The organism is Ralstonia sp. 110700041-2 (assembly GCF_056280165.1).
Map to the genome: position 1 here is coordinate 218,020 of NZ_JBSFAI010000006.1, position 13,424 is coordinate 231,443.

Sequence of the window (13,424 nt, forward strand, 5' to 3'; positions counted from 1 at the left end):
CCCAATCCCCTCACACCGGCCGACTGCGACCTGCGCGACTTCTCGTACATGCCGCTCGACGTACTGCGCCTGCGTGACAGCGACCTCGCTGCTCGCCTGTCAGGCGAAGAATTCCGCTGCGCCGTGCTGCTGTGGTGTGCGTCCTGGCACCAACTGCCGGCCGCTTCGCTGCCCGACGACGATGTGAACCTCGCCCAGTACGCCGGATTTGGCCGCATGGTTGATCACTGGCTGAAGGTGCGCGAGCGCGCGTTGTGGGGCTGGATCAAGGCCGCCGATGGCCGCTTGTATCACCCCGTGGTCGCCGAAAAGGCAAACGAGGCTTGGCTTTCCAAGCACAAGCTTGCCTATGACAAGCTGTCCGAGCGTATCCGCAAGCGCAACAAGGGGCGTCCCGAGAATGGGCTCGTTCCGCTGGAAATCCCCGAGTTCGAGGCATGGCTCGACGCTGGCCGTCCGCTGGAACGCACACTTTTTCCGGCGGAATTTGGAGTTACTTCCGGCGGAAACCCAAAACCTTCCGGCGGAAGTTCTGATGGTTCCGGCGGAAAAAAACAGACTTCCGGCGGAAACAAGGAAGGCATCCGGCGGAACGACAAAAGTTTTCCGGCGGAAAACGCTCTTAAGGGAACGGAAGGGAACGGAACGGAGAGTAAACCCATAGGTTCTGTCATCGTTACTGGTACCTCTGAGGGTATCGCGCGAGACGATGACGACCTCGTGCCCGGTGATCCCGCCGCATGGTGCCGCTACTGGCGCGAGCGCCACGGCGTGGAAATCAACGCATCGAGCGTGCACCACCGCAACAAGACGTGGCCGTTGTTCGCCGCGTGGACGAACGCCGGCATCACGCGCCGCCTCATGGACACCGCCGTGGCCAAGGCGCAGGCCGAAGCCAAGCAGACCATCGCGTTCCTGCCGTCCTACGTCGACCGCGTGCTGGCCACGATGCAGTCGGCCCAGCAGCCCGCAGCACCCCGCCAATCCCCCGACGAACTGCGCCGCGCTGTCAGCGACGCCAACGCCGCCGCATGGCTTGCCGGCACGCCGGCTGCCGATCCCAACGTCATCGACATGGAGCACTGACCATGGTCCAGACCGACACGAAAGCGTTCATCGCGCTTCTCTCGCGCACGTTCCGCACGCTGCGGCAACCCGTGCCCGAGCCGGAAATCCTCGACGTGTGGTGGGCCAAGCTCGCGCCGTACCCGATCGAAGCTGTTGCCGCGGCGTTCTCGAAGCACCTGGACGTCAGCCGCTTCGCGCCGACGCCCGCCGAGATCCTGGAACACCTCCCGAAGCGCGGGGACACCCGACCGGAAGTCGATGAGGCCTGGGCGATCGCAATCCGCGCTGCCGACGAGAGCGAAACCGTCGTCTGGACGACCGAGATCGCCGAGGCATGGCACGTCGCGCAACCCGTGTTTCACGGTGACGAAATCGGCGCCCGCATGGCTTTCAAAGCCGCATATGTCCGGATTGTCGAGCGCAATCGCGGCCTGAACGCGGCGCCCGAGTGGGTCGTTTCGCAGGGGCACGACAGCGCGCGCCGCACCGAAGTTCTCGCACAAGCGGTGCGAGAAGGGCGCCTTCAGCTCGCCAATGCGCAGGCCGCCGTTCGTTTGCTGGCGGGGCCTGGCGGGAAGGCGGACGAGCCCACTGCCGATGCGAAAGCGGTTGAGAACCTGCAGCGGATCAAGGACATGCTCAAGGCGGGGAGTGCCTCCTCCGATCGCCGCCAGGCCGAAAGGGAACGCCGCGCACGTGAGGCGGCCGCAGCGCTGGACGAGGCGAAGCGCGAGATTGGCCGCCGGGTGGCTGCGCACCTGGAGGCGCGGGTATGAACTGCAAAGCCGGAGATCTCGCCATCGTCGTCGTGCCCGCGAACTGGCAGACGAAGACGCTCGACGGAAGGATCGTCGAAGTGATCCGCTTCGTACCCCCGCGCGGGCCGGAGCCGCATTGGGATCAGCGTCCCACCTGGTGGTGCAAGTTCCAAAGGCCGTGGTGGCAGAACGGCCAAGGTCTGGTGCATGAGTGCGCTCTGCTGGATTCCTGGCTGCGCCCGATCAGCGGCGTGCCGGTCCACGACGAGCAACCCGACGAGGTGACGGCATGAGCGACACCGGCGCTTCCTGGGGCATGTGCGAGGCCTACGGCTGCAAGCTGCTCGGCACCATCGGCCAGGGCGGCAAGTGGTTTTGCTTCTGCCACGCCGGCAGCGAGGGGCGCCGCGACGCCATCACTGCCGCGCTCGCCCAGCATGAGTTCCTCGTCAACGCCACGCTCGACGTGCGCCGCTACTACGGCACGCCCGACTGGCAGACCGTCTATCGCGGCGTGCACAAGCTGCTTACCGACAACGGCCGGCCCGACCTGCTGCCCTCGAAGGCCGACAACGGCGTGCGTCGCTGGCTGGCGCGCCTTGAATCCGCGCTCGTCACGCTGACCCGCGAGGCCGGCAAGCAACAACCCCTCACCCCCACAGGAACCGTCACGGGCCCGACCAGCGCGCCCGTGCACTTTGCGGAGACCGACGCATGACAGCCCACCTAGCCCCGGCCGCCTGGCCGTTCCCGAGCGAGCGCAAGCGCGCTGAGATGCGCGCCCTTGACTCAATCAGTGAGCACGCGCAAATCACTGAGCCGCAATGGAATTCGCTCGCAGCAACGGGTACGCCGCCCGCTGAAAGCGCGGTCGATGGGGAAGTACAGCGCGTGCTGGAACGCCGTCGCAAGACCAATTCGAGCGGCCAGTCTGGCGAAGATGCCCACCACATCCGGCAAGCCCTCGCGGCGCAGAAGGAAGCTGTTCCCGCGCAGCCCGCACTGACGCCGGCCAACATCAACATCTTGGCGCTCGACCTTGCCACGCAATCAGGCTGGGCCGTGATGACGCGAGACGGCACGTTCCGCAGCGGCTCGGTGCGCTTCGACTCGAACCGCCTGGGCGGCAAAGGCCATCGCTGGCTCGCCTTCCGCAAGTGGCTGATGGACACCGCGACCGAGTGTGGCGGCATCCAGGCCGTGTACTACGAGGACGTGAAACAGCCCTTCGCCTCGAACCTTGCGGCGCGGGCGTACTGCGGTTTCCTGGCCATCGTCGAAGCCTGGGCGGCGATCAACAACATCCCGCTGCACGGCGTCGGCGTGGGCACGGTGAAGAAGGCGTGGACCGGGAAGGGCAACGCGTCGAAGTCCGAGATGGTTGCGGCGGCCCGTCAGCGCGGCATCAAGGTCGTCGACGACAACGAGGCCGATGCGGTGGCCATCCTGTCGCTTGCTCTGCAACAGGAGGCCTGACATGCCACGCGTCGACACGATCACCGTCCAATGCTCCTTCGCCTGGTGGTGGAAGCCGTACGTCCTGCTGCTGATGGTTTTCGCCATGGTGATGCAGCGCTTGCCAAGCGATGCGCACGTTCAGCGCATGGTGCACCGAGCGTTGCGCACCAAGATCATCAAGAAGCCTGCCGACGAGGCGCAGCCATGAAGCCGCACATCCGATTCTTCGATGGTGCGTGGGAATGCTTTGGCTTCCACCATCTGCCGCGCGCCATTGGCGCTACGCCATCAACGGCATATCACCGGTTCAACTGGCTCATGAACGCGATGTATGCACCGGAATTGATCTCTCTGCGCGATCAGATCCCTCAACGCCCACCACTGGAGCCCCTGCGATGAGCACGAGGAACGAACTGCCCATCTACGGCAACTACCGAATCATCACCTTCAACACCCGCGTCGCTTGGTGGGTCGCGCCATACCTCAAGGCCGTGGCGTGGGTCGCCCGCGCCACCGGCGTGCATCCCGACATTCGCAAGGTAACGCGCACCGTTATGCGCGGCATTCATCCCACCACGGTGGCGCAGCCACGCCGCTGAGCACCACCACACCAACCCACAGGAGAACCCTGCCATGAGCAAGAAACATCACCAACGCAGCCGCGCCCAGAAGCTGGCACGCCGGACCCGTACCACAGGCGGCGCCTTCCTGGTGACAGCGGCAGCGCGCCGCGCCATGCGGTCGAAGTACATGCCGCACGACGGTGGTGGCGGTTACATGCCGACTCGCCGCTGACCGAGCACCGCGCTACGCCGATGCGCACTCGGCCGCTGGCTCCTGCGACACGGGCAACAACCGTAAGAACGGCAAAGGAAACGGAAATGGGCAACGAAGCGACACGATTCTCGGCAGCACGCCAACCTGCACGCCGCCGCGGCAAAGAGCTGCGCACGAAGATCCTTGAGGCGATCAAGGAAGAGACCAAGATGAACGAGAAGGGCTTCTACAAAGCCGTCGCCAAGAAGGCCATCTCGGAAGGCGACACGGTGATGATGAAGGAGCTGCTCACCCGAGTGGCGCCGGCCGCCAAGCCGGTTGCACCCACGGTGCAGTTCGACTTCCCAGAGGGCGGCACGCCGGTCGAGCAGGTCGACGCCATCGTGCGCGCCGTCGCCGGCGGCAAGGTCTCGCCCGACGTTGGCCAGCAGCTCGTCGCGATGATTCGCGGCAAGCTCGACGTGCTGGAGATCAGCGAACTCGCCGACCGTCTGGCGAAGATTGAGGCCCAGCTCGCCGAGGGCCAATGAGCCGACGCCGCATCTCGCGTGGGGCGATTGCCCGGGTAGAGCGCTACTTCAAGGGCATCGCCACCAAGGCCGAACCGGCTGTGTTCGGCATCTGCAACATGCAGCGCGAGGTCATCAAGCGCGTTGACATCGATGGGAATGAGACGGACGCCGAGCCGACCGTGCTTATTCCCGCCAGGCTGGAACGCCTGATCTATCCGAAGCGCCTGAAGATCGTCTACGGCGGGCGCGGGTCGGCCAAGACACGCACGGTTGTCTCCATCCTCACCGCCCAGGCGTCGGCGCGCCGAGAGCGCGTTCTGTGCCTTCGCGAGATCCAGGCGTCAATCGAGGAATCCAGCCTCGCCGAGCTGTCGGAAGAGATCGAGCGACGCGATCTGTCCGATTCGTTCGTGGTGGGCCGCAAGACCATCCGTGTGCCAGCGACACGCAGCAGCTTTTCGTTTCGCGGTCTGCTGCGCAACGTCAACGGCATCAAGGGCTTCGCCAAGGCGACAAAGGCCTGGGTGGAAGAAGGCGAGACCGTATCCCGCGAGTCGTGGCAGATCCTTATGCCGACCATCCGCGAGCCGGGGTCGGAGATCATCGTCACCTTCAACCCGAACAAGGCGACCGACCCAACGTGGGTCGACCTCATCGGGCCGTATGAGCACCTGCTCGACGCCGACGGCTGCTACGAGGATGACGACGTGCTCATCATCCGCGCCAACTACACCGACAACCCGTGGTTCACCGACGAGCTGGAGCTGGAGCGCGCCAAGATGGAGCGCACCGACACCGACCGTTACAACTGGATTTGGCTGGGCAAGTTCAATCGGCGCTCCGATGAATTGATCTTTGCCGGTAAATGGCGGAAAGAGGAATTCGAGACGCCGGCCAATGCGCGTTTCTTCTTTGGCGCCGACTGGGGCTTTGCAAAAGACCCGACCACGCTTAATCGCAGTTTCGTTAAAGGAAATACGCTTTATGTCGACTATGAGGCCCACGGTGAACAGGTCGATCTCGATGAAATCTGGAAGCTGTTCGCTGGCAATGAAGGCATGCGGGAAGACCAGAATGCGAAATGGCGCCTGGCCGATGGCCTGAAGTTCAAGGGCATCCCCGGTGCCCGCCGCTGGAAGATCAAGGCCGACTGTGCGCGGCCCGAGACGATCAGCCTCGTCGCAAAGCAAGGATTCAACATCGAGGCCGCGAAGAAGTGGGGTGGCTCTGTAGAGGATGGAATCACGTTTTTACGCGGTTTTGACGCGATTATTATTCATCCACGGTGCGTTAAAACCATTGAAGAGTTTGAGCGCTATTCGTACAAGGTGGATAAAACAACAGGTGAGGTTCTGCCTATAATCGTCGACGCATGGAACCACCACATTGACGGAATTCGCTATTCGATGGATGGCTATATCCGTGGACGTGGTACTGGCCTGAATATTTCGGATGACGCATTGCGTGCCGTAATGGGGTCTTAATTCCATCGTTTTTCGTGATTTAAACCACTTTACGGAGTATCAAATGCGCTCGCTGCTCTCGGCCATCCTCGGCCTGTCCCTCGTCTCGATCCGCATGGCTGACGACGCACCGTCAGCTTCCCCCGAAGACGCCTACGCGCCGGCTGACACCGCGCCGACCAGCGACACCACCGCGGACATTGCCGCCGCTGCGCCGGTGGAAGCGGGGGAGCCCGTGGCCGCTGCATCCAGTGCGGCCGATACCCCCGCAAGCGACATTGCCTCGTCTGCGCCGACTGCCTCGACCGAAGCCGACACCGTGGCCACCACTGACCCGGTGCCGGCCGTCGCGCTCGATGTGGAAGACCACGCCGAAGCGCGCGAGCGGTTCGCCGGCCTGATGGCCAAGCTGCACGCCTTCGAGCACGAAGCCGTCGACGAGCTGAAGGCCGACCTGCACGCCATCGGCCTGCTGCTGCACCTGCACTCGGTCGCTTCCACGCAGGCCGACGCCACCGGCGATTACAAGCCGGAAAACCTGTCGTAACCCGTCCCCGGCACGCCATGCTCGAAAAAATCCGTTCCTTTCTCGGCGGCGTGCCGCTTGTCTCCCCAGGTGCCGCGCACGCCGAGGCCGCGCCGGCACCGCGCATTGAACCCAGCTTTCCGGCGCTGGTCGGCCCTGAGCGGCGGGGCCTGAAAATCAGCCCAACGGTGATCGACGCCCTGGTCGCCCAGGATGCCGCCGCAGGCGCTGCGGTCGATTGGCAGGCGAAGTTCAAACCGCCCGTAGTGGCGCCGGGCACCTTCACCAAGGGCGAAGAGGCGCCGGAGGTCGCGATGGATTCCGTCTGCGACAATCTGGCCGCCACGCTGGGCACGTGCACCGGCTTCAACCAGCTCAACGGCGTCGACTTCATCGGTTACGCCGCACTGTCGCTGCTCTCCCAGCATCCGCTCATCCGCGCCATGGTCGAGACCCTGGCCGACGAGATGACCCGCAAGTGGATCGAGTTCAGCGGCCAGGGCAGCGAGGAATCGGACGCCGAGCGCGTGAAGGCGCTGCAGGCGGCCACCGAGCGCTACCACCTCAAGACCGCGTTCAACAAGGCGATGAAGAAAACCGGCTACTTCGGTGGCTGCATGCTCTACATCGACATGGGCGACAACACGCGGACGCCCGCCGGCTTGGCGGAGGTCGCGACACCTTTGACGCTCGACTCAGCCAAGATCACGAAGGGCTCGTTCAAGGGCTTCCGGATCATCGAGCCGATCAACTGCTACCCGGCGCCGTACAACGCTGACAACCCGCTGGAAGCCGACTACTACCAGCCGACGGCGTGGCTAGTTCAAGGGCGGCGTGTGCACGCATCGCGCATGCTGCACTTCGCGCAGAACGAGCCTCCCATCCTGCTCAAACCGGCCTACAACTTCTTCGGCATCCCGCTCGCGCAGATGGCGCTCGACTACATCGACCGGTTCGACACGGTGCGCATCTCGGTCGCCAAGCTCATCAAGCGCTTCAGCACGTCGATCCTGAAGACCGACATGAGCCAGATCATGAACGGCGGCGGCTACGAGGATGCGGCGTCGCTGAAGGCCCGCGCGCTGATGTGGAGCTTGCTGGGCTCGAACGAAGGCCTGATGGCCCTCGACAAGGAAGCCGAGGATTTCGTCCAGGTCAACACGCCGCTGTCGGGCTTGGCCGACATCGTGTCGCAGCAGCTCGAACTGCTGGCCGCCATCAGCCGCACGCCGGCCGTGAAGCTGCTGGGCATCTCGCCGAAGGGCTTCAACTCCACCGGCGAATATGACGAGGCGAACTGGTACGACCACGTTGCCAGCCAACAGGCCAACGTCTTCAGCGACAACCTGGCCAAGGCCATCAAGATCATCCAGCTCTCAGAAACGGGCGTGATCGACGACGACCTCACGCACCGCTTCGTGCCCCTGCACGAGCAGTCGGAGGTCGAGAAGGCTACCAACCGCAAGGCCAACGCTGATACCTTCGCCGTCTACTACGACCGCGGCGTCGTGAGCGCCGAGGAAGAGCGCGCCCGCTTGGCCGCCGACCCTGACAGCGGCTATGACTCGATCGATGTCGACGATCTGCCCGAGCAGCCCGGCGGTGGTCAAATCGGCGAAGGGATCGAGGAAGACGACGGCGCCGGAGTAGCCTGATGCCGGCGCGCGCACCAAAGGCGCGCGGCGAGATGCGCCCGGCGCGCCCCAGCGCTACCGCCCGCATCAGCTACCAGCGCTCGCTGGAACGCCTCATCGATGAGATGCACCGCTCGACCATCTACTGGTTGACGGCCGCCTACCGCAAGCGCGAGAGCGAGATTGCCACCGACGCGAGCCCGGCCCGCGCCCTGGGCGACGAGCTGCGCAAGCGCGCGACGCAGTGGCGGAAGATGTTCGCCGAGAAGGCGCCAGACCTCGCCGACTACTTCATCGGGAAGATCGACCGGCACGCCATGAACGCCGTGCGGCAGTCCGTCGTGTCCGCCACCGGCATGGCCGTCACGATGAAAGACACGCTGCTCACGAACACGGTGATGCAGGCGACCGTGCAGGAAAACGTCTCGCTCATCAAGTCGATCCAGTCGGAATACGCCACCGAGGTGGAAGGCCTTGTGATGCGCAGCGTGGCCGCCGGCCGTGACCTGAAGACGCTCACCGACGAGCTGCAGGAGCGCTACGCCGTCACCCGGCGCCGCGCCAAGCTGATCGCCAACGACCAGAACAACAAGGCCACCGCGCAGATGGCGCGCGCCCGGCAGCTTTCGCTCGGCGTCACGAAGGCGCGGTGGATGCACACCGGCGGCGGCAAGACGCCACGCCCATCGCATGTGCACGCCAATGGAAAGGTTTTTGATCTGGCAAAAGGCCTTTTTATTGACGGCAAGTGGACTTTTCCAGGTGAAGAGATAAATTGCGGATGTGTAGCCGCTCCAATCATTCCTGGTGTTGATGATGAAGACGATGAATAAATCCGAGGTAATTCTCGCTTTTGATAAAGAAACGGTGCGTTCTTTCGATAAAGACGGTCGCATGAAAGTGGCCGTCAGCCGAATCTCAAAGGCGGACGTGAATCCGTATTGGGGTAGGGAGATCATCGACTGGGAGCGGCTCGGGCTCGACCCCGATCGCGTCTACAACGTCTTCCGACCGCCCGAAGAGCTTCGCCGCGCGGCCTCCACGTTCAACAAGCTGCCCATCCTCGCCGTACACAAACACGTAAGTGCAAAAGACCCTAAAAAAGATCTGATTATTGGAACTACAGGGTCTAATTCGCAATTCGACGGTGAATATCTAACCAATGATTTGGCATTCTGGGATGCTGAATTTATCGAAAAAATTGAGTCGGACGAGCAACGGGAATTGTCCAGTTCTTATCGTTACGTTCCCGTTTTGGAAAATGGCTCATATAATTCCCAGCCATACGAAATAAAGATGACGAAGATTGAAGGCAATCACGTCGCTTTAGTCGTAGAGGGCCGCGCCGGACCGGATGTGCTGGTGGCCGACTCCCAAATCCAACCTCCTGGAAAGGTACGAACCGTGAAACTGAACCCGAAGCAACAGGCCGCGCTCAAGGCGCGACTGCCGAAGCTCAAGGTGGCGATGGACGAGGGCCTCGACACCGAAGCCGCCGAACAAGCGCTGGAAGAAGCCCTCGAAGAAGTGCAGGCGCTGGGCGGCGAGTCCGCGCAGGACGACGGCAACACCGAAGTCGTCGGGCTGCTCAAGCAACTGCTGGCCAAGCTGGAAAACAAGGGCGCCTGCGACGAAGACGACGAGGAAGCCAAGCGCAAGGCTGCCCAGGACGAAGAAGCCCGCGCCGAGGAGGCCAAGAAGGCCGAGCAGGCGAAGAACGCTTCGGCCATGGACGCCAAGATCAAGGAAGCCACCGACGGCGTGAAACAGTCGATCGAGGGTCGCTTCCGCGCCGCCGACAAGGTTGCGCCGATCACCGGCAAGATCGACGCCATGGCTTTCGACTCTGCCGAGGCCATCTACGCCCACGCGCTGAAGGTTGGCGGCATGGATCCGGAAAAGCACGACAAGGTGGCCTATGCCGGCATCGTCGACGTGCTGATCGCCAGTCGCCCGGGCAACCAGGTGCTCACCGCCAGCGACGAGAAATCGGACGCGGAGCTGCAAAAGCTCTTCCCGAATCTCGCCAAGATCAACCACGCGTAAGGATCGAACATCATGGGTTTCCCGAACGCAGTACGTCTTCAGCCCGAGGTCGGTGTGCCTGGCACGCGCGCCTCGATGAACCCGATCTCGGCGATCTCGCGTGTAGCGCAGACGGCTGTCACCGTGGGTCGCTTTGTGTGGCCGGGCACTGACACCGACAACCAAGTGCAGAACACCGGTACTGGCAAGCCGTTGGGCTTCGCAATGACCGATCAGGTTGGCGTGATCCCTAACTATTTGCAGGAATACAGCATGTCGGTTCCGGCCGGCATGGCTGTTCAAGTCGCGGAGCAAGGCGAGTTCTTCGCGAGTTCGGCCAACGCCGCAACGCTCGGCCAGAAGGTGTTCGCGACTCTCGCTGACGGCACGCTGCAGTTTGGCGCCGCCGGCGCGACGGTCACGGGCGCCATCGAAACGCAGTTTGTCGTGACGCGTGGCGGTGCGGCGAACTCGGTTATCAAGATCTCGACGTGGAGCCAACTGGCATGAAGCTGAATCAACTTTCCGCATACGGCATCCACCTCCCGCATGGTGCCGAGCTGCTCACCGATGCTTCGAAATCGAAGCTCATTGCAGCAATGGACGCGGCGGGCCCACTTGTCACGCAGCCGAACAACGGCATTCCTCAGATGCTCACGAACTACTTCGATCCGCGCGTGATCGAGGTGCTCGTTGCGCCGATGAACGCCGAACTGCTTTATCCGCCTGTACAGAAAGGCGACTGGACGACCTCGACGGCTACGTTCATGTCCGTCGAATCGACCGGTGAGACGGCGACGTACGGTGACTACAGTGGCAACGGTCAGTCGGGCCACAACGTGAACTTCCCGGCCCGTCAGAACTACGGGTTCCAGACGAACACGCAGTGGGGCGACAAGCAGATGGCAGTCGCCGCAAAGGCCCGCCTCGACTACGCTGGTCGCCAGCAGCTCGCCTCGGCGTTGATCCTCCGCAAGAAGGAAAACGCGATCTTCCTATTCGGCGTGGCCGGCCTGCAGAACTACGGCCTGACGAATGACCCTGCGCTCAGCGCTCCGGTTGCTCCCACCACTGGCGCCGGTGGCACGACGTGGGATGCGAAGACGTCGGACGAGATCTACGCCGATTTCGTGCTGCTCTGGAAAAACCTGATCGCCGCAGGCAACGGCCTGATCAACACGAAGTCGCGCGTGAAGGTCGGAATCCCGAACGTGTCCGAGCAGAACCTGACCAAACAGAACGCGTATGGTCAGGTGCTGCGCGACCGGCTGAAGCTGGCCTATCCGAACATGGAGATCGAGACGATCCCCGAATTCGCGACGGGCAGCGGCAACCTCGTGCAGATGATCGCTGTGGACGTGGAGGGCCAGCCGACAGGCGAACTGGCATACGCCGAGCGCATGCGTGCACACGGTGTCGTCCGTCGCGATTCTTCGTACTCGGAAAAGAAGTCCGGTCACGCGTACGGCGCGGTGCTGTACTACCCGAACTTCATCCAACAAATGCTGGGGGTCTGATATGGCGGAAGTCCAAGAAACGAAGCCGGCCAAGCCGGTCAAGGTGTACTGCAAGCTCCCGCACGGGATCGTCTACAACCTGCCGGGCGATCGCAGCGTGCGCCTCGTCGGCATGTATGGCGATGAGCGATCGGAGCTGCAGGTCGCAGGCATGCCGGGCCGCGACAGCGTTGCCGGCCACGGCGTCACGCTGGTCGACGCTGACGACTGGGAGCAGATCGTCAAGGATCACGGCAAGTCGGCAGCGCATGTCAACAAGTTCATCTTCGTCGCTAAGGACGACAAGTCCGGTGAGGCGCAGGCGAACGAGCTGAGCGGCAACAAGACGGGTTTCGAGCCGTATGACCCGAACGCGAACCGCGAAGACAAGACCGTCGATGGCACCAAGACGGGCGACATCGAGAAGAAGTAAGCATGACCACGGGTGTCGTCACCTTTGACCCGGCCGCCTTCAGGGCGGCTTTTCCTGCTTTTGCGGGTCAGAGCGACGACACCCTCAACGGCTACTTCGCAGCCGCCAGCATCTTCCTGAACAACACCCCCGCGTCGATCGTGCAGGATGTGACCATCCGCGCGCAGATGCTCAATTTCATCACCGCCCACATCGCGTTCCTCATGGGGCGCGCGAGCGCTGGTGATGGTTCCCAGGCCGCTCTCGTGGGCCAGATGACCGGTGCCACCGAAGGCACGGTGAATGCGACCTTCGCGCAGGTGCAAGCGCAGAACGCCGTCTTCTGGGCACAGAGCCAGTACGGCCTGCTCTTCTGGCAGATGGCGCTGCCTTACCGCACGTTCCGGTATTTCGCCGCTCCCCATGTGTGCAGCTAAGGTCGCCGGCGGCACGAAGCTGGAAGCCGCGCTCGCGCAGTACCTGAAGGGGACAAACAAGACCATGCGGGCCGGCATCCTTGAAGGCTCGCAGTACCCGGACGGCACACCGACAGCCATGGTGGCCTTCTGGGACGAGTACGGCACGACTCGCAACGTCAACGGCAAGACCATCGTGACACCGCCGCGGCCCTTCATGCGCACCACGGCGCAGGCCAAGGGCACGCGCTGGTCGAAGGTGGTCGGAGCGACGGTGCAACGCAATGGCGGCGATTTCGAGGCCGCGCTGCGCCTGGCGGGCGAGGCGGCGATGACGGACATCAAGCGCACCATCGCCACCTTCACTGATCCCCCCAACAAGCCGTCGACCATCATGAAGAAGGGCCACAACCAGGTGCTGCGCGATTCCAAGCACATGATGAACTCGGTGGCCTACGACATTGTTGACGGCGAGGTGTCGGAATGAACATGCACGGCGTCGTCAAGGGCGTGATCGGCGCGGTGAACCCGCATGTGCCGGTGACGCTCCAGCGCAGCAGCGGCTACGCGACAGCGCCTGACGGTGGGCGTACGCCGAACTACACCACTTCGACCGAAAGCGTGCAGGTGCAGGCGCTGTCGGCGAAGGAGATCCAGCACCTCGACGGACTGAACATCGGCGGTGTGCTGCGCAAGGTCTATCTCGACGGCGACTGGCGGAGCATCTACCGGCCCGGCCAAGGCGGGGGTGATCGCCTCCAGTTCGGCACCACCGCCAACGTGCCCCCCAACCTCCAGGGCACAACGTGGCTCGGCGTGCAGGTGCTGGAAACCTGGCCGGACTGGTGCGCGCTGGCAATCCAACTGCAGATGAGCTGA

21 protein-coding genes are annotated in these 13,424 nt (G+C 63.3%); all 21 read left to right on the plus strand.

Annotated elements, in window-relative coordinates; translation table 11 throughout:
• Positions 1–48 precede the first annotated feature (48 nt).
• On the plus strand, positions 49–1,086 hold the full coding sequence (locus tag ACUXH0_RS11120) for a YdaU family protein (RefSeq protein WP_259393765.1): 1,038 nt from the start codon (positions 49–51) through the stop codon (positions 1,084–1,086).
• Positions 1,087–1,088: 2 nt separating this feature from the next.
• The gene (locus tag ACUXH0_RS11125) at positions 1,089–1,844 is read left to right on the plus strand and encodes a hypothetical protein (protein WP_182594835.1); all 756 of its coding nucleotides are present in this window, start codon (positions 1,089–1,091) and stop codon (positions 1,842–1,844) included.
• Positions 1,841–2,119 (plus strand): hypothetical protein, encoded by a 279-nt coding sequence (locus tag ACUXH0_RS11130; RefSeq protein ID WP_182594836.1) that lies wholly within the window; start codon positions 1,841–1,843, stop codon positions 2,117–2,119. The genes ACUXH0_RS11125 and ACUXH0_RS11130 overlap by 4 nt, the downstream gene beginning before the upstream one ends.
• Positions 2,116–2,544 (plus strand): hypothetical protein, encoded by a 429-nt coding sequence (locus ACUXH0_RS11135; RefSeq protein ID WP_182594837.1) that lies wholly within the window; start codon positions 2,116–2,118, stop codon positions 2,542–2,544. Before ACUXH0_RS11130 ends, ACUXH0_RS11135 begins: the two co-directional genes overlap by 4 nt.
• Positions 2,541–3,302 (plus strand): RuvC family protein, encoded by a 762-nt coding sequence (locus ACUXH0_RS11140; RefSeq protein WP_259393766.1) that lies wholly within the window; start codon positions 2,541–2,543, stop codon positions 3,300–3,302. The genes ACUXH0_RS11135 and ACUXH0_RS11140 overlap by 4 nt, the downstream gene beginning before the upstream one ends.
• A 1-nt stretch (position 3,303) precedes the next feature.
• Positions 3,304–3,492, plus strand: coding sequence for a hypothetical protein (locus tag ACUXH0_RS11145; protein ID WP_182594838.1), 189 nt, complete (start codon positions 3,304–3,306; stop codon positions 3,490–3,492).
• A complete protein-coding gene (locus ACUXH0_RS11150) occupies positions 3,489–3,683 on the plus strand; it encodes a hypothetical protein (RefSeq protein WP_182594839.1) in 195 nt (64 codons plus the stop codon). The genes ACUXH0_RS11145 and ACUXH0_RS11150 overlap by 4 nt, the downstream gene beginning before the upstream one ends.
• Positions 3,680–3,883 carry a hypothetical protein gene (locus ACUXH0_RS11155; protein ID WP_182594840.1) on the plus strand — a complete coding sequence of 68 codons (204 nt, stop codon included), beginning with the start codon at positions 3,680–3,682 and terminating at the stop codon, positions 3,881–3,883. The genes ACUXH0_RS11150 and ACUXH0_RS11155 overlap by 4 nt, the downstream gene beginning before the upstream one ends.
• A gap of 34 nt (positions 3,884–3,917) precedes the next feature.
• Complete coding sequence (locus ACUXH0_RS11160) at positions 3,918–4,079, plus strand: hypothetical protein (protein WP_182594841.1); 162 nt, start codon at positions 3,918–3,920, stop codon at positions 4,077–4,079.
• 86 nt (positions 4,080–4,165) lie between these two features.
• The gene (locus ACUXH0_RS11165; protein ID WP_182594842.1) at positions 4,166–4,591 is read left to right on the plus strand and encodes a hypothetical protein; all 426 of its coding nucleotides are present in this window, start codon (positions 4,166–4,168) and stop codon (positions 4,589–4,591) included.
• 98 nt (positions 4,592–4,689) lie between these two features.
• The gene (locus ACUXH0_RS11170; protein ID WP_259393767.1) at positions 4,690–6,057 is read left to right on the plus strand and encodes a PBSX family phage terminase large subunit; all 1,368 of its coding nucleotides are present in this window, start codon (positions 4,690–4,692) and stop codon (positions 6,055–6,057) included.
• Positions 6,058–6,100: 43 nt separating this feature from the next.
• Positions 6,101–6,583: a hypothetical protein gene (locus ACUXH0_RS11175; RefSeq protein WP_182594844.1), complete on the plus strand. Its 483-nt coding sequence runs from the start codon at positions 6,101–6,103 to the stop codon at positions 6,581–6,583.
• A gap of 17 nt (positions 6,584–6,600) precedes the next feature.
• A complete protein-coding gene (locus tag ACUXH0_RS11180; RefSeq protein WP_182594845.1) occupies positions 6,601–8,217 on the plus strand; it encodes a DUF1073 domain-containing protein in 1,617 nt (538 codons plus the stop codon).
• A complete protein-coding gene (locus tag ACUXH0_RS11185; RefSeq protein ID WP_182594846.1) occupies positions 8,217–9,029 on the plus strand; it encodes a phage head morphogenesis protein in 813 nt (270 codons plus the stop codon). The genes ACUXH0_RS11180 and ACUXH0_RS11185 overlap by 1 nt, the downstream gene beginning before the upstream one ends.
• Positions 9,022–10,242: a DUF2213 domain-containing protein gene (locus ACUXH0_RS11190; RefSeq protein ID WP_259393768.1), complete on the plus strand. Its 1,221-nt coding sequence runs from the start codon at positions 9,022–9,024 to the stop codon at positions 10,240–10,242. Before ACUXH0_RS11185 ends, ACUXH0_RS11190 begins: the two co-directional genes overlap by 8 nt.
• A 12-nt stretch (positions 10,243–10,254) precedes the next feature.
• Positions 10,255–10,731, plus strand: coding sequence for a structural cement protein Gp24 (locus ACUXH0_RS11195; RefSeq protein WP_182594847.1), 477 nt, complete (start codon positions 10,255–10,257; stop codon positions 10,729–10,731).
• Positions 10,728–11,738: a major capsid family protein gene (locus ACUXH0_RS11200; protein WP_182594848.1), complete on the plus strand. Its 1,011-nt coding sequence runs from the start codon at positions 10,728–10,730 to the stop codon at positions 11,736–11,738. The genes ACUXH0_RS11195 and ACUXH0_RS11200 overlap by 4 nt, the downstream gene beginning before the upstream one ends.
• Position 11,739: 1 nt before the next feature.
• Positions 11,740–12,150 carry a hypothetical protein gene (locus tag ACUXH0_RS11205; protein WP_182594849.1) on the plus strand — a complete coding sequence of 137 codons (411 nt, stop codon included), beginning with the start codon at positions 11,740–11,742 and terminating at the stop codon, positions 12,148–12,150.
• A gap of 2 nt (positions 12,151–12,152) precedes the next feature.
• Positions 12,153–12,566: a DUF4054 domain-containing protein gene (locus ACUXH0_RS11210; RefSeq protein ID WP_182594850.1), complete on the plus strand. Its 414-nt coding sequence runs from the start codon at positions 12,153–12,155 to the stop codon at positions 12,564–12,566.
• Positions 12,553–13,032 (plus strand): hypothetical protein, encoded by a 480-nt coding sequence (locus ACUXH0_RS11215; protein WP_182594851.1) that lies wholly within the window; start codon positions 12,553–12,555, stop codon positions 13,030–13,032. Before ACUXH0_RS11210 ends, ACUXH0_RS11215 begins: the two co-directional genes overlap by 14 nt.
• Positions 13,029–13,424, plus strand: a complete 396-nt coding sequence (locus ACUXH0_RS11220) for a hypothetical protein (RefSeq protein WP_182594852.1) — start codon at positions 13,029–13,031, stop codon at positions 13,422–13,424. The genes ACUXH0_RS11215 and ACUXH0_RS11220 overlap by 4 nt, the downstream gene beginning before the upstream one ends.